7 protein-coding genes and 1 pseudogene are annotated in these 16,544 nt (G+C 47.0%); 5 read left to right on the top strand and 3 right to left on the bottom strand.

The window, feature by feature from the left end:
- Positions 1-430 precede the first annotated feature (430 nt).
- From NDI42_RS20505 to NDI42_RS20515, 3 genes are all read left to right on the top strand, one after another.
- Positions 431-1,474, top strand: coding sequence for a hypothetical protein (locus tag NDI42_RS20505; protein ID WP_190457337.1), 1,044 nt, complete (start codon positions 431-433; stop codon positions 1,472-1,474).
- 610 nt (positions 1,475-2,084) lie between these two features.
- The gene (locus NDI42_RS20510; protein ID WP_190429851.1) at positions 2,085-2,267 is read left to right on the top strand and encodes a hypothetical protein; all 183 of its coding nucleotides are present in this window, start codon (positions 2,085-2,087) and stop codon (positions 2,265-2,267) included.
- 433 nt (positions 2,268-2,700) lie between these two features.
- Positions 2,701-4,809 carry a hypothetical protein gene (locus NDI42_RS20515; RefSeq protein WP_190457339.1) on the top strand — a complete coding sequence of 703 codons (2,109 nt, stop codon included), beginning with the start codon at positions 2,701-2,703 and terminating at the stop codon, positions 4,807-4,809.
- A 364-nt stretch (positions 4,810-5,173) separates the two neighbouring features.
- On the opposite strand, the gene NDI42_RS20520 is transcribed toward NDI42_RS20515, so the two are convergent.
- Positions 5,174-5,359, bottom strand: coding sequence for a transposase (locus NDI42_RS20520; protein ID WP_190457340.1), 186 nt, complete (start codon positions 5,357-5,359; stop codon positions 5,174-5,176).
- A gap of 172 nt (positions 5,360-5,531) precedes the next feature.
- Here NDI42_RS20520 and NDI42_RS20525 point away from each other — a divergent pair.
- A pseudogene (locus NDI42_RS20525) lies at positions 5,532-5,902 on the top strand (IS701 family transposase); the annotation flags it as partial.
- Positions 5,903-5,980: 78 nt separating this feature from the next.
- Here the strand turns inward: NDI42_RS20525 and NDI42_RS20530 are convergent.
- Together NDI42_RS20530 and NDI42_RS20535 are read right to left on the bottom strand one after the other, a co-directional pair.
- Complete coding sequence (locus tag NDI42_RS20530) at positions 5,981-7,714, bottom strand: ShlB/FhaC/HecB family hemolysin secretion/activation protein (protein WP_190457342.1); 1,734 nt, start codon at positions 7,712-7,714, stop codon at positions 5,981-5,983.
- A gap of 7 nt (positions 7,715-7,721) precedes the next feature.
- On the bottom strand, positions 7,722-13,562 hold the full coding sequence (locus NDI42_RS20535; protein ID WP_190457344.1) for a two-partner secretion domain-containing protein: 5,841 nt from the start codon (positions 13,560-13,562) through the stop codon (positions 7,722-7,724).
- Between the two features lie 246 nt (positions 13,563-13,808).
- On the opposite strand from NDI42_RS20535, the gene NDI42_RS20540 reads away from it, so the two are divergent.
- Positions 13,809-16,520, top strand: a complete 2,712-nt coding sequence (locus tag NDI42_RS20540) for a CHAT domain-containing protein (RefSeq protein ID WP_190457346.1) — start codon at positions 13,809-13,811, stop codon at positions 16,518-16,520.
- The last annotated feature ends 24 nt before the right edge of the window (positions 16,521-16,544 follow it).

Genomic DNA, 16,544 nt, shown 5'->3' on the forward strand with positions numbered 1-16,544 from the left:
ATATTCCTAACAGTGCAGTTATTGCTAGAGTCCGCTCTCAACTCGCCATCTCCACTGGTTCTGCCTGCTCATAAGGTGTAGAAACACTTTCCCATGTCCTTCAAGCGCTTAGCAATAGAAGCGATGTTGCAACGTATCGAGGCCGCTAGGGGGTGGAGAGCGATCACATCCGAAGAAGAACTGCGAGAGTTGCTAGGATTGCACAACGAGTGACCCAGCTCCCCCAGCAACCTATCCCACGCTTCTCTAGAGCATGACCAGCGTAAGAAACCAGAAACTCCAAGTAAGAACCCAACTTTATTGGGAACCAAAAATTAACTCATCACCTTGCCAACCATAACAATTACCCACCTTAACCATGAAGAAAGACTTTAACGATCCCAAGACCCTAATCGATGACCGCACTCCGGTTCCTAAACAAACAATAGACTTGACAACAGCTTTACAAGGGAAACAGGTTACGGTGCGGGAGTTGAAGTTTGGAGAGGGCTTTCAGAAGCTTGTGAAACCACCTCACTTTGATGCGATTCAATTTCTCAACTCAATGATGGGAGTTGATGAAAACACAATTACGATGGAAGCCAGCGTTGGCGAACATTTTTCCTGCCCAGAATCGGCAAGGAAGGCTTTCGCGTCAATAAATCAACTGAGGCACCTGACTATTGATTACAAGAAGGTTAATGGTGTTGATCACCTATGGTGCAAAAGGGAAAATTCCGACAGTAATAATAGCGATCGCGCCAGCGCAAACAAGAACGTAGATCGCGTCGGATGCAAAGAGAAAAATTCTAACGGTAATTCCAAAGATAGGGAAGAGGAAAACTACATAACAGCAGCCAAGTACCTACCAGGCCTACTACGAGAGAACGGCGACATTCTGGTTAAGTCCGATCAACAAGAGATATTTGCCCAATTCAAGAAAGCATACAGAACCCAAGCTCTATGGATTGAGCATTACCGCCTAGGAAGCTCAGACATTCTAACCGAGTCAGGGTTCAAACCTCCAACTGAAAGGCAGTATAGACCCGGCAAGATATCTGCGAAGCTTCATGAGCTTATCCAGGATATGTGGGCAGAGGCACAAATTAACCAAAATTCACTATGCAAATGGATATTGGCTTTCGATTGCCCATCTCAAGCCTGGTTGACTTTGGAAGCTATCTTACTACTCAACCAATGGGACGAACATACCCCCAAAAATGGGTTTCAGCTATATCAAGCGGAGCAGGCTACTCTGAAGCGGCTTAGAGAACCCGAAGGGATTAAAGTTAGTTTGCTCTACTCCGACAACGAAAAAGAAAATTTTTTATTTCTTAAGGACGCCTTCTTCGTTACCCTCATCCAATTACTGAAATCTGGAGTCGAGCTAGCCGAATACCAAGCCTATTTGAACGCCAAAACAGGAGAAGCCAATGCCGCCCGTAAAGGCGAAAAAGGCAAGCGTTCAAACAAAGGGTTTGGGACGTCAAAATAATTGGCTCTTCCGTACCTGATATGCTAATCCGCCTCCGGCGATGCCCCAAACTCTTGCACAGCAAGAGTTTGGGGCATTATTTTTAATTATTTTTAGCGGTAGAGGCGCTAAGAAGCCCCAAAGGTTTCTATTCCAGACTTTTCAGCCTTTTAAACTAATAGTTTGGCATACCGAGTAATGAAGAACCAAATAATTTAATGAATGCTGGTTCTGTCATTAAACTTCATATTGTAACGGTAAATTTACACAAAACTCGAAAATTGTACGCTTCTAACACGAGCAAAAAATACTCTGATAGTCTGATCCAGTAACTAAAAAGAAGAGCCAATACCTAGCTTTTAAGCCAAACGAATAAGCCTCGCTACTAGGAATTCAACGCAACTGGACTGGCAAAGTTCGGCAGAGTTTAATACCTAGTTGCAGGGATACTCATTGATTTTCGCTCCTAGCTCACTTGATTTGGGTATAGGGTAGAAAACTTTGGCTCTTTGGCTCTTTAAAACCTTGTTGAAGTGTACAGATAATCATGTCCAAGCCAAAAAAAATCAAAAGAAAAGGTAGACCCCGCTTAGAACACGAGAAAAAAGCAAGTTCTAAAGGAAGGAAATCAATGCGAGGTCAGCCTGAAGCCTATGACGAACTTAAAAAAATTGTTTCTTTGAGTCTTACCCCAACCGCTTTGACAGGATTAGATGAATTCAGTGCTTGTTTAAATATTTCTCGCAGTGAATTGGTTGAGCGAATCGGTCGGGGTCTGCTGACGATCTCTGAACTGACAACGAAGACCGAGTGAAACTTACGTTTCTACTTGGACTAGAGGCCTGGAGCTACTAAGTAAGAGCTAAATGACTCGCCCTTCCCAGATGAGTAAAAGGTTGCTTCAATCCTTAGCCTTTAATAAACCTAGAAAGGCGGAGGATTAGGATTTATTTAATACCTAAAATTTATTAGGTATTCGCTAATTATTTATTAATAAATCCTAGGGTTTTGGCGCTGAAAATAATACTCCAAAAGGGTTGAGCATTTATATAGCTAGTTGCCGCAGATAGCGATGAATTCAAAAGCTACAATAGCAAACGAGGCTATCTATAATAAATAAACGACTAAAGGAGGTTAGAGATAAAAAGATGAGCAAAACTTGAATCATTGGCACCGTAATCCGAGAGCTTTTAAATAATAGCTCAATGGCAATTTAATTTTTTTGTGTACCGTCAGAGGCATTTATTATGCAGGACTCTCTCACTTGCTGGTCAGTATTCGAGATGTATGAAGAACAAGTTCGAGCGATATATCCAGAGTCGAAAGCTAAACGAATTATTAATGAATTTCGTTGCGCTACCTTACGGTTCTGGTTATCACAATTAGGCTTTAGTAGGGCAACATCAGGTCGAAAGATGACAAAAGTCGAGAGCGAGGCAGCTAAAGAGTTTCTAAAAACTTTAAGAGTTGAAGTACTGCTCAGCGCCCGTCAAACAATACAGCAGGCTTTCCAGAGCCAAAAAGCGTCTATTGCTAGCCAAAACACTTACGGAAATCGATTTAACCAATTTTTGAGTTGGAGCGAACAACAACAGTGGTGGCCAGCTAAAGGTTCGCGGCGGGCGATAGTGAAACAGCAATCCTGCCCATCCATGAAAAATATTTACGGCAAGACCTCCAACACTCCCTTGACCGAGCGGAGGACAATGCATCAGGAATACAAGCTCAAGCCTCAAGACACGCCGGCTCCGTTACAAAAAGAATTGGATGACTTTTATCAATATTTAACTGACCCAGAGTGCCCGTTCCGCGTGATTGACCCAATTAGCGAATTATCCGCATTAAAATACACCAAGGATATACGTCTAATGCTTGGCTGGTTTTGTTACCACCGCACACCGCCAATTAGTTTAGAGGAAGTGCGTTTGTCACATTTGATTTCTGTGCTTAGGCAAGAAGACTTAGAACATCTCAATAGCAAAGAACAGGCAAAACTATGGAAACAGCAGAAGCAAACCCTTGAAACTTGGCTGTGCAGTTATTTTCGTTTCTTGAGAGAAGTCCTCCTCTCGAAAAGTCCTTCTACCAAACGCAATAAGTTAGGGGCGCTTTTAGCACTGGCTAAGTTTCTCTACACCAGTGAGGTGGAGGAAAACGCGGATTACAAGCAGATTCCTCTGTTCAAAGCGCTCAACAACCACTTAAGTTCAGTGAGAAAGGATGTCAGCGAGTGGGTGAAAAATCGGCAGTCTGTTTCAGATTTTGAGAAGAAGTGGCCGGATACGGCAGAAGGCGAGACAGCGCTGGAAGTTGTTAGAACCAAAATTGTAGAACCGTTGCGTTTAGAGTGCCGACCCAGAAACAGCCAAGGTCGATTTCGGGGAGGCTTTGCCATTGCTAAAAGCTATCAAGATTACTTAAAGTGGTCGCTGCTTGCCGACATCCCCGCAAGGCGGCAACAAGAATACCGTACTTTAAGAATTGCGCTGATTTGTCCTGTTAAGCGTCCAGAATCCGTACCACCTGACGGCTTTTATCATCCCCTGCCGCCTGCACAAGTGCGTCAAAAGCATTGGGACGGCAAAATTAAGGACAATTATCTTTACTTTACCTATGTCCACGAGAAAAAGCCTTATCCGCAAGGGGTCTGGGTGCTGGACATTCAGCAGTACAAAACCTGCTCGACTCACGGCGCTCAATCCATAGTAATTCCCAACCGCCAGTTGGCTGACGGCAGTTGCTTCTATGATTACTTAGAACAGTATTTGTACGGCAGTTGGATCTGTGAGGGTTATAAAAATCGGCAGGTCTATGATTGGTGGCAGCCCCAGTTAAAGGGACAGTGGGGACGCTGGGTGACAAATGGGCGAGCTGAATTCAATCCGTTGGATACCTTCTATCTGCCAACGGGTGTCAATTCGTCCAAGTGGCCTTGGGGCTATGTGTTTGTCCTCCCCAAAATTAGCATCGGAGCATCAGCTTCGCAGTTTGGTTCCTCGTTTGAAAGTACCTCTCATCGTTTTATTGGTAAGCGGATGTCACCCCATATGATGCGGTCTATCTGGGCGACTTGGGCGTATCAAGTCCGGCTTGATGACGCCCAAACTCGGTCATTAGCTTATGCGATGGGACATAACGTGGAGACATTACGGGGAATGTATGAGCGCTGTACTCCGGAAGAGAAGCGCCGACCGATTGAGGAGGTGATTGAGGAGCTGTTGTTTAAGCAGCCGCCATTACCTGAGTTGAAGCAGGAAGCGAACACCGAGTCCGAAAGTTTGCTTGCCCAGTTGCAGAAGTTAAGTCCTCTGGAACGAGAACAGCTCATGGCGATGCTGGATATGCTGGATAAGTAATGGGGCTGCTATCTTGACCGATGGTGGGTATTCTAGGGGCCAGGCTTGAGGGTTTGGATCGTCTTCCAGCTCCGACTTTTCTTGGCTATTGTTGGGTGTGGCTGCAATAGAAGTAAGTACCCTGGTTGGTGAGATTGAATGCGATCGCTATGTACTTGGGAAGCTTTAATTCCAATTAAGTTACTTGCACAACTTCGTTGTCACCAGCTTTCCAGGGGCGTGCGATCGCATTCAATCCTTTTTTAAAAGGGGGGAAATGGAATTCATAGTCCCCCTTTCTAAGGAGGATTTAGGGGGATAAATCAAGGTTCTGCAACGCCAGAGGATGTTTGGAAATACACAGAGAGTACAAAAAGAAAAAGTCTCAGGCAAGCCTGCGTAGCATCAGTCGGATTATGGCGATATAAATGAACGCTTCCTCAGAGGTAGGGATTGGCTCATAATCGACATTTAAGCCACGACAGCAATGCAGCCAAGCGTAAGTGCGTTCAACGGTCCAACGCTTAGAAAGTAGGAGGAATCCTTGAGCGGCTTCCGGTCGCAGAACCACCTCTAAAATTCAAGGGAAGGTATCAATGACCCAATGCAGAAAAGTTTTTCTCGAAAAGCCACCATCGGCCCAAATTCGAGTCAGTTGACTCACATCTTGTACCAAGAAATCTTGATATCTATTCCTTGGGCTTGGAGCAAGGGAAGCAATTGTAAAATGTCAGTTAACAAAGCGCATAAGCTGCGTAGCAGCTTATCCAGATATTGAGCGATGGTGGGAGATTGTTTGTAGTAGCTACTTGATGGTTAGTCTTTATTCAGACCAAAGGGGCCTCTCTTTGCCACAACGAGAGTCACAACGAAAGCCAAAATTGGCTGATCATCCCTGGTGGGATAAGGCAAAAGGCTGGAAGAATATTCTGAACAATCTCCGTTTAATAATTCAACCTTTTATCTTATTTAATTTAATTCGTCCTTGGCTCACAGTTTTTCCTATCCCCAATTATCTTTAGGATTTGCTAAACTTCAATCCATTGTTAATTATCTTGCTTATCCCATTTTTATCTTCCTACCTCACCCTAATTTCTATTTTTCCTCTGCCTAAAGTGACAAAAGAGAGGTATCCTTACATCTTTAGGACTACCCAAAAAACCTTCTAGTTCTTAGAGAGAGTTGGAGTCTTTCAAAACGGCTGATAGCGCACAGAAAAGTAGAGGCCGTTTTCTTGCAGCGAGTTTCCCCTTTCGCCAACTGAAATTAAGGGGATGCCGTAGTCTACGCGCAATGATAAATCGGGCGTAATCAGCCAGCGCAAACCCAGCCCTAAACTGGCAATTGTCGCTGGGTCGGGGTCAATTTCTCGATTATTCCAGGCTGTACCGATTTCAAAAAAAGGCGCTAACTGTAATATTCTGGGGTCTGATGTGAGGGGAACACGAACCTCGACTGAAGCCAGGATGCCATTGTCGGAAACCAGTTGGTTTTGCCGGTAGCCGCGAACTGTATCGACTCCACCCATACTGAAGCGTTCTAAAGACAGCAAAGAATCTGGAGTTAGCTGAGCATCAATTCGCGCTACTAGCAGATTTCTGGGTGATAACTGTTGCACCCACTGAAATTGTCCTACCCAGGAAAAGAATTGCCCGTCAGTACCCGTGTTGTTGATGGTCGTATCAAACGCATTTATCCCTAGACTGAATTGAGACCGGGCGGCTAAGACTCGTCTTGTACCGCGATTGACCCAATCTTGAGAAAACCGAATTACCGTAACTTTGGATTCCCCATCTTCGGGACCTTCTGTGAAGGAAAAGGGCCTGTCGTCGAGGATATACGTTTGGCTACGACGCAAATTTAAACCTAAGCTTAATGCAAATTCACGGGTTGGTGTTCTTGTGATGGGTTGACGGAAACCGAGGGAATAGGTTTGAGTCTCGCTTCTGATACCGACATCCCGGAAATCTTCTTCAATAATGCGGCTATCACCATTGTTATAGCGGAAGCTAAGGGTACCGTTACGAGCATTCACGGGGATCGTATAGTTGATGTCGTAGAGGTTGAGTCCTTCAGTACGACCGTATTGGGCGGCTAAGCGATCGCCAAATCCCAACACGTTATTATGGCTGACTTCTACGCTGCCTTGGACGGAACCAATGCTGGGAGATTGGTTGTTGTCTACGCCGAACGCAGTGTGAAAGGCGGGTGCTTCTTTGAGAGAGACTCGTAAGATATTGTTACCGGGAGTGCTGCCTGCTACTAACTCGGCGTTCACCTGCTCGATGAGCGGATCGAGTTGCAACAGTTGCAAGGCTTCTTCTAGGCGTTGCTGGTTTAAGGGGGTAGAGGTGGCACGAATGATGCGCGATCGCACGTATCCTTCTCGCAATCGCCTTAACCCACCGATTTCAATCTGCTCGATTTCGCCCTCTACGACTTGAATTTGGACTATACCACTGTTGAGGTCTTGATTGTTGGGCAGGAAGGCTCCAGAGGTGATGTAGCCCTTTTTAATATAGAGTTGAATAATGGCAGAGCGCAGTTCGAGCAACTCTTCAAGCGTGACTGAGCGGTTCTCGTAGGGCTGAGTCAAGGCGGCGATTTCGTCCTGTAAGACGGTATTTCCCACCACTTCTATTTTTTTGATGAAGATGCGATCGCTTGATGGGGGAGTTACTTCAGGTGACTCTTGGGCTGGGGGAGTTTGCAGTTCCGGTAGTGGTGGTAATGTAGGCGTTTCACCAGGGAGGGGACGGGGTGATTCAGATGGTTTGGGAATGGTTTGCTCAACTGCGTTAGGTGCGGTTGGGGGAATGGTGACGCCTGGTGGTGGTGTGGACTGAGCGACTGCACTGAGGGTAAGGCAAGCTGAGGTTGTGATGCTTGAACCTGAAATGGCAACCCACCTTGGGATTAGGTACATATTTATGTTATTGAATGCGAGGACATTCCCGACTCATAACGAGTTTCCCATTCGGCAGTCGATACACCCCTTGGGGTTCAACAATTGGGTCGCCTTTTTGCCAAGGACGATTCGGATTGGTATTTGACGATGTACTGTCGCTGGGTAAAGTTTCTATGTCTACTGTAGGAAAGGTAGACATCTGGGCATCTCCGGGGCGTTGCGGCAATCCACCAGTCCCTGTGATGGTGAAGCTTCCCTTGGTTGGTTGATTGCGGCGGACAATGCAGCTATTTGCCAGGAGGCTGTCAGTGTTAATTTGATTATCGGGTAACTCGGCGAGGCTGTTTTGGATAAAGCTGACATCGGGTGTAGTGATGACTCCACTGACAGCGCCACTGGCATTGATATCTACTTGGTTATTGTTCTCAAGGGTATCGGGGCCAGTGCCTTTTGGTGCAGGGGAATAAGCAAAACCGAAGAAGATGGGAGTTTTTAATGTGATGTCCCCGCCTTTGCCATCACGAGCAAAAGCAAGGATGTCGCTGTCGTCAAAGGCAATAATGGTGTTAGCAGTGAGGTTAATGTTACCGCCACCGCCGGCACCAGAGGCAACATCGGTTCTGATATCGCTATCACCCAACAGACGGATGTCAGAAGCGGTGATGGTAATACCACCTCCAGCCGATTGAATCGCAGATGTTTCAATCGAGCCATTGTTGGCGGTAAATTGGCCAGTATTAATGGTGATATTCCCGGCTGGTGCTGCACCTGTTGATTGGGCAAGTAAACTTGCTTGGTTAGTTAGGTTGAAGGATTGTGTGGCGTTGATGGTGAGATTGCCGCCGAAGCCGTCGGGGTTCGGGGAGAAGGTGGAGGCTGATATAGTCGCGCCGTCAGCAATGGTTAGTCGTTGTGTGTCAATGCTTAAGTTTCCCGCTTCCCCTGCGCCTGTAGTTTCCACAGAAAGTTGACCTGTCCCTTGAATGGTTATGGCTTCTGGTGCAGTGATGCTTAAGCTTCCCCCCTGACCGCTACCAGAGGTGGCGGCGGAGATTTTGGCGTTATCTTGAAGGTTAATGGTCAAATTCTGTCCGTTGTTAAATGGTTGCAGAGTTAATGACCCGGCTGGAGCAACACCTTGGGTTTCAGCTAATAAGCCAATCTCTGTACCTTTAAGGTTAATTTGAGAGGCATTCACCTCAATACTGCCACCCCGTCCTGAACTCCTGGCAGTAGCACTGGTGGTGATTGAGCCATTGTTGGCGGTTAGCTGTTCAGTGTTAATGGCTACATTCCCCGCAGGTGCTGCACCATTTGACTGGGCAAGTAAACGCGCTTGATTGGTGAGATTGAAGGATTGTGTGGCGTTGATGGTGAGATTGCCGCCTGTCCCGGAAGCGTAAGGGGAGGAAGTAGAAGCGGACACAGTAGCGCCGTCAGAAATGTTGAGCTTTTGTGTCTCAATTGTCAAGCCTCCCGCTTTCCCTGCACCTGTTGTCTCAACTGAGAGTTGACCTAACCCCCGAATGGTTACAGCTTCTGGTGCTGTGACTCTTAAGCTTCCCCCCTCACCACTGTCAGAAGTGGAAGCAGAAATTTGCGGGTTATCTTGGAGATTTACACTCAGGGTTTGCCCGTTGTTAAAGGGTTTTAGGGTTAATGAGCCGGCGGGTGCTGCGCTTTGGGTTTGGGCAAATAAACCACTGGTGTTACCCGATAGGTTGATTTGAGAGGCATTGACGTTGACGCTGCCACCAGGTTCATTAGTGGTGGCGGTGGCGGTAGCGGTGGCAGAAACTTTGGCTCCTCTCTCAAGGGTGAGAGTCTCCGTTGTAATTTCCACGTCACCTGCGGCACCAGCCCCACTTGTCTCCACAGACACTTGCGCTTCATTTAAAAGGTTCAACTGTGGGGTATTAATTGTCACGTCACCTGCCCTACCGGCACCTGTAGATTGGGCAAGTAAACTCGCTTGATTGGTGAGGTTAAACGATTCTGTGGCGTTGATGGTGATATTACCGCCAATTCCAGCTGGATTGGCGGAAGAGGTGGATGCCGAGATAGTCGCACCATCAGCAATGGTGAGTCGTTGTGTATCAATTCTCAAGTCTCCCGCAGCACCATCACCTGTGGTTTGAACCGCCAGTTGACCATAACCTTGAATGGTTATGGCTTCTGGTGCTTGTACAATCAGGTTTCCTCCTTTACCACTTCCAGTTGTGGACGCAGAGACTTGAGATTGGGGCGCTAAGGTGAGGTTGAGGGTGGATTGATTCTGATAGGGTTTTAGGGTTAAGGTTCCGGCGGGTGATTGTCCTTGAGTTTCGGCAAAGACACCTACGACTCCGGCTAAATCCATAGTGGAGGCATTTAAGGTGATACTGCCACTCCCTTCGGTATTGGTGGCGGTATTAGTGGCAGTGGCAGTGATGCGGGCGGTGTCGGAGAGGGTTAAGGTGGGGGTATTGATAATAATGCTGCCAGCTTGACCTGCATTACTGGTTTCTACTGAGAGAACTGGGGAAAAGTCATTCACACCGATGCCGAGATTGACGGCGGTGGAGGCATTGGCTGTAATTGTTCCGCTATTGCCACTGCCTTCGGTTAAGGCAAAAAGTTGTGCGCCTCTGGTAATGGTTAAGGTGGAGGTGTCTAGGGTAATGTTTCCAGCTTTTCCAGTTCCTGTGGTTTCTGTGGTAATGGTGCCTTGCCCCTGAATTGTGATGGCGTTGGGAGCCTTAATTTCTATATTCCCGCCGATGCCAAGGTTTGAAGTGGAAGCAGATATCTGCGCTCCTTCTTGGAACAAGATAGATAAGGTTTGCCCATCATCATAGGGTTGAAGGGTTAGGTTTCCAGCACCTCCGCTACTGCTGGTTTGGGCAGATAAACTACTCGAAGGAGCGAGCCGTACAACTGGTGCCTTGAGGGTGATATTTCCTGCCTGCCCTGTACTGCTAGTGTTACTGATGATTTGACTGTTGTTGAAACTGACGATACCGGGACTGGCAATGGTAATACTCCCGGCAGGATTGTCTCCACGGGTATCACTTTGGATCACGCTCTTGCGAAACGTGAGACTGCCCGTGCTGGTGACTGCCACATTTCCAGCCTGCCCTCTGTCATTCAAAGGAATCGTAATAGAGCGACAATTCTCACACAATATTACTTTGACCTGTTGGGCTGTCAGGATGTTGGTCTCGTCGATTCGTAGGTCGCCAAATCCATTGATCTCCACATCCCCAGAGTTGCCACCCGACGCGATCGTGTTAATGGTCAATCCGGATACACCGCTCCCTGCCTCTAGCGTTACTTTGCCGCCATTCCCTGAATCTCCCAGCTCAGAAACGGCAAACGAACTCAGAACGGAATTACTGCCGGAAATTGTTCCCCTCCTGGCACTTAAATGAATGATTCCTCCATTCCCCGAGGAGGAGTCCGAGAACGAGATCGAGTCCGAGAACGAGTTATCGAGGGAAATATTACCGGAGTTAGTAGCGAAGGAAATCACCCCCCCATTCCCTGCATTTCCCGAGCCCGAGAACGAGTACCAGTAAGAGCTTGAGGACGAGTTTGAGTTATTGAGGGAGATATTGCCGGAGTTAGTAGCGAAGGAAATCACCCCCCCATTCCCCCCATTTCCCGAGCCCGAGGACGAGTTCGAGTTATTGAGGGAGATATTACCGGAGTTAGTAGCGAAGGAAATTACCCCCCCATTCCCCGCATTTCCCGAGTCCGAGGACGAGTAAGAGGACGAGTAAGAGCTTGAGGACGAGTTATCGAGGGAAATATTGCCGGAGTTAGTAGCGAAGGAAATCACCCCCCCATTCCCCGCATTTCCCAAGTCCGAGTCCGAGGATGAGGACGAGTCCGAGGGCGAGTACGAGAGAGAGATATTGCCGGAGTTAGTAGCGAAGGAAATCGCCCCCCCATTCCCCGCATTTCCCGAGTCCGAGTTTGAGTACGAAATCGAGTACAAGTCCGATTTCGAGTCCGAGAACGAGTTATCGAGGGAGATATTGCCGGAGTTAGTAATGAAGGAAATTACCCCCCCATTCCCTGCATTTCCTGAGCCCGAGGACGAGTGCGATTTCGAGTCCGAGAACGAGTTATCGAGGGAGATGTTGCCGGAGTTAGTAGCGAAGGAAATCCCCCCCCCATTCCCCGCATTTCTGTCCGAGTACGAGTACGAGAACGAGGACGAGTTTGAGGACGAGTTATCGAGGGAGATGTTGCCGGAGTTAGTAGCGAAGGAAATCATCCCCCCATTCCCCGCATTTGCCGAGTCCGAGTCCGAGTACGAGGACGAGTTTATAGAGATGTGGTTTAGGGCATTACCAACGGCTATGTCTCCCCGCCCATATACCCGAATATCTCCCCCATTTGCCCCAGTATTACTTGTGCTGGTAGTTACACTCCCTCGAATGGATATCGTTCCTGGCAAGGTGTTAGGGCTAAACTGATTGGTTAACAACACCAGCCCCGCTGGTTGGGTAACCTGAATATTGCCATTGACCGTGATGTTGGCGCTAGTAGCCATTTGGTTCGCAATCGGCAGAGGCGGAGTTCCCGGTAAAAATCGATTGGTTGGCAAGCCACCCAACCCTGCCCAATCCACTCCGGCTCTCACATCCAACGTGGCTTGTGTGCTGCCATCGATCGTAATCGGAACCAGAACCGGATCTACACTTCTGACGGAGCCATCGCTGTTCAGGGTCGCTTTATAGTCCGTCAAATTAACCGTTGCCAAATCAGCGTAAGTTCTGCTGCCATTAAATAAGTTCGTATTGGTGGGATTAATCGTGGTGGCAGCATCCCCGGTTCCTGTAATGGTAACACTGCCCAGAGTGACACTTCCGCCTGCCAGAATATGCAGTGAAGCCCCTTGATAATCTCCCAAGGTTACATCGCCATTGGAGAGAATAATCGGGTCATGGGGGCTGTATAAATTGCCCAAACTGCCATCTAACCGTTCAATGCTAAAATTGCCACCACTCCAAAAGTGAGCATCACCGCCCACCGTCTGATCGGAGCGCAGCACTAAGTTCCCGCCTGCAAGCAACCCACTATAGGGGTGACTTAGGGCAGCAATATCAATTCCCTGATTCCCCTGCACCAGCAGATTTCCCCCAGCCGAGGCGATGAAGGGAATCGCAGGACTATCGCGCACTTTCACCGTATCCTGCGCTTCTAATGTCAAATCTCCCCAAGAGAGTAACTGCCCCTGTAAGTCCAGATTGCCAGCCGCCAGAGTCAGATTTTTCCCAGTTGCTAAATTCCCTTGGTTAATAATCGAACCTGGTTGATTGGCACCCTGACTAAAAAACAGTGCTCCCGGACTCACAGAAAGTAAACTACTCGTTTGCGGTTCTGCGGCACTGAAATAACCACTATCCCCCAACTCTATGCCATCAGCTGTTGTCGCCACAAATGACCCCTGGATATCCAAACTCGCATTGGGGCCAAATACAATCCCGTTAGGATTGAGCAAAAACAAATTCGCCCCACCCAAAACTCCTAACCTGCCGAAAATATTAGAGACATTGCTGCCCGTGACGCGAGTTAAGATGTTCTCAATTCCAGTGGGATTGGCAAAATAAGCCCCCCTGCCTGACCCCACATTAAACTCCCCAAAACTGTGGAACAGGTTAGCACCGCGAGTTGCTCCAGCATCTATCCGGTCACTAGGAATACCCTGTATATTGACATTGGGCGTAACGACAGAACCTTCAGCACCCAGCGTATTATCAGGCACTATCTGAGCTAAAACACTCCCCCCCACTGCGGCAAAGAGTGTCCCAAATATTGCAACGCTACCAAAAAGCTTCAACTGCCAACCCAGACTGAGCCAGCTAAACTTTGTCACAGCTAAAGCCTCCAAAGGTAACTCAAGGTATGCAACCCAACTGAACCTATGCCGTGCCTGCCCACATTCCACTCCAGCCACAGACTCTCTTAGCCATCTCATGGGTGGAACTAAGGCTTATTTATGCAGAAATCCGGCTAATGTCAACTAAAGATTACCAAAATTAATAAAGCCGCGTGCAACTTCAGCTACAAATAAACTTAAAACTTCCGCTAAAATTCTCCTGGCAACCTACCCTATCCTCCTATGCCAAACCGACATCGCCAATTCCGTGTCCGTCGCGTTTTGGTAGTTTTATTCCTGAGCAGCCTCACATTTTGTCTGTGGCTGAATCATGTTCCCTTCACCGCTTTGCAGGCAACATGGGGAGAAGTAGCAACCGCACAGTCTTCCAATGCAAGCCAACTCGTACAGCAAGGAATTGAACAATATAAGACAGGAGACGTGCAAGGAGCGATCGCATCTTGGCAAACGGCATTAACTGCCTATCAAACCACCAAGAACCTCGCTAACGTGGCAATTGTTCAAGAAAAACTAGCAATAGCTTACCGACAAATCGGTCAGTTCGAGCAAGCGATCAACCATTGGAAACAAGCGATCGCGTCCTATCGCCAACTCCGAGATATCACTAAGGTAGGACAGTTGCTCACAGAACTTGCTCAAACCTACAGCCGATTGGGGCAGAATAAAGAAGCGATCGCACTTTTATGCGGTGCTTCAGAAACTGATGAAGATTGCCTTGAAAGTGAAGGCAGTGCTTTGCAAATTGTCCGAAAGTTTCAAAATAAACAGGGAGAAGCGGCGGCTTTAGGAAGCTTGGGAGAAGCGTATCGTCTCAGAGGAAAGTTTGACAAAGCGATTGAAACTCTCTTAGCTAGCTTAAAGATTGCCCAGGATATTAATCTCTCAAGTTATCGCTCCTCAGTACTGAATAGTCTAGGCAATGCTTACTTCAGTAAAGCTCAACTCAACGAGAAGCGTGCTGATTCTGCTCAGTTAAGAGGTGCAGAGACTAAGGAGAGTAAATTCATTGAAAAAGCTAGGTCTGATTACACAAAAGCTTTGGAATATTTTAACAACAGTCTCCAACTGACCCGCACTCAAAACGACCCATCGGGTCAAATGCAGGGACTTATCAACTTGATTCAACTTTATTACCGCCAAAAAGATTCAAAGTTACTTAATAGCGCTAATGAGGCAGAGCAAAAAGTACAAGAGGCTCTAGTCTTGCTTGAGAGGATACCAGATTCTCCAAATAAAGTCTATTCGTCAATTGATTTAGCCGAACTCGAACAACCTGTACTTGTTGCTTCTAGTAATTTCACTTCGTTTCAGGCTCAATGTTCACCGCGTCAACTCAATGATTCACAATCTGAAGAACTCCTCAAAAAAGCTATTTTTATTGCTCAAAGCCTTGAAGATTCTCGCTCAGAATCGTTTGCGTTAGGTAAACTCGGTCATCTCTACGAGTGCCGCAAGAACTACGATAAAGCCTTAGATTTCACCAAACAAGCACGCTTGGCAGCCGACCAAAACTTACGTGCTAAAGATAGCCTTTATTTGTGGGAGTGGCAGGCGGGACGAATTTTTAAGGCACAAGCGAAAGAATCTGAGGCAAATAGTGCTTACGAACGCGCAATTATGACCTTAGGAGATATCCGAGGCAGTCTGTTACTTGCAGAGCGAGACTTGCAATTTAGTTTTCGGGACACCATTAGTCCTCTCTACCGAGAGTTTGCTCAGTTAAAGCTAGAACGTGCTGAATCACTACCCATTACAAGTCAAGAGTACCAAAAGGAACTGGATTCTGCACTTGATGCCATTGATTCTTTGAAACTAGCAGAATTGCAAAATTACTTCGGTAATGATTGTGTCTTTACCGTTTTTGATAAAGAACGAGTTGATGACTTAGAAACAGAAGATACCGCTGTCTTTAGTTCTATCATCCTGGAAGACCGAACGGCAATTGTGGTGAGTCTCCCGAATCCTGAACATAAATTTAACCCTAGGACTGAAACAAGGTTGAAGAAGTTTCAGTGGATAAACGATAGTAAAAAACTTAGAGAAGAAATAAAAAAATTCCGTCTAGATATACAAAAATTCTATGACCCCACTGACCCTTTTTTAAGACCAGCAGAGAATCTATATAATTGGATTATTCGCCCTTTCACCTCCGATTTAGACTCAGCACAAATCAAAACTCTCGTCTTCATCCAAGATGGACTCTTACGCAGTGTACCGATGGCTGCACTCCATGATGGTCAGGAATTTCTCGTTCAGAAATACGCCATTGCTACAACTCCTGGTCTACGCTTGACATCTCCTAAACCTGTAGATTTTCAAGGGCTGCGGACGCTAGCTTTAGGATTAAGCGAAGCCGCTACCGTTGATGGTGAAAAATTTAAGCCTTTGGAAAATGTCACTGATGAACTTGAGCAAGTCACGCAGCTATTTCCCGGTAGCAAGAAACTCTTGAATGAACAATTTACTCGTCAGAGCTTAGAGCAACAACTTAAACAAGCAGTTTACCCGATTATTCACATTGCCACTCACGGTCAATTTGGGACTATTCCAGAAGATAGCTTTTTAGTTACGGGTAATAATCAGAAGATTACAATTACTGAGCTAGAGAGTGACATCCGCCGCTTCAGTGGAGGTTCGGAGCCAGTAGAGTTGCTTGCACTCACGGCTTGTCAAACGGGTATAGGAGATGACCGTGCGACGCTCGGTATGGCTGGCATTACGGTGCAAGCAGGCGTCAGAAGTGCTTTGGCTTCTCTTTGGTATATTGACGATGCTTTTACACAAGAATTAGTCGCTAAGTTTTACGATAACTTGCGATCGCAAATGAGCAAAGCAGAAGCTCTCAAGGAAGCGCAGAAGGCACTGATTAATCAAAACAAGAATATTCACCCCGCTCAATGGGCACCCTTTATCCTCATCGGTAACTGGCTATAGGGCGAGTTCACAAGGTAGAAGGCT

The organism is Funiculus sociatus GB2-C1, from assembly GCF_039962115.1.
GTDB classification, from domain to species: domain Bacteria; phylum Cyanobacteriota; class Cyanobacteriia; order Cyanobacteriales; family FACHB-T130; genus Funiculus; species Funiculus sociatus.

Coding starts and splice junctions, on each gene's coding strand:
- NDI42_RS20515 (WP_190457339.1), top strand. CDS start 2,701: ATGCAGGACTCTCTCACTTGCTGGTCAGTATTCGAGATGTATGAAGAA.
- NDI42_RS20510 (WP_190429851.1), top strand. CDS start 2,085: ATGCGAGGTCAGCCTGAAGCCTATGACGAACTTAAAAAAATTGTTTCT.
- NDI42_RS20530 (WP_190457342.1), bottom strand. CDS start 7,714: ATGTACCTAATCCCAAGGTGGGTTGCCATTTCAGGTTCAAGCATCACA.
- NDI42_RS20540 (WP_190457346.1), top strand. CDS start 13,809: ATGCCAAACCGACATCGCCAATTCCGTGTCCGTCGCGTTTTGGTAGTT.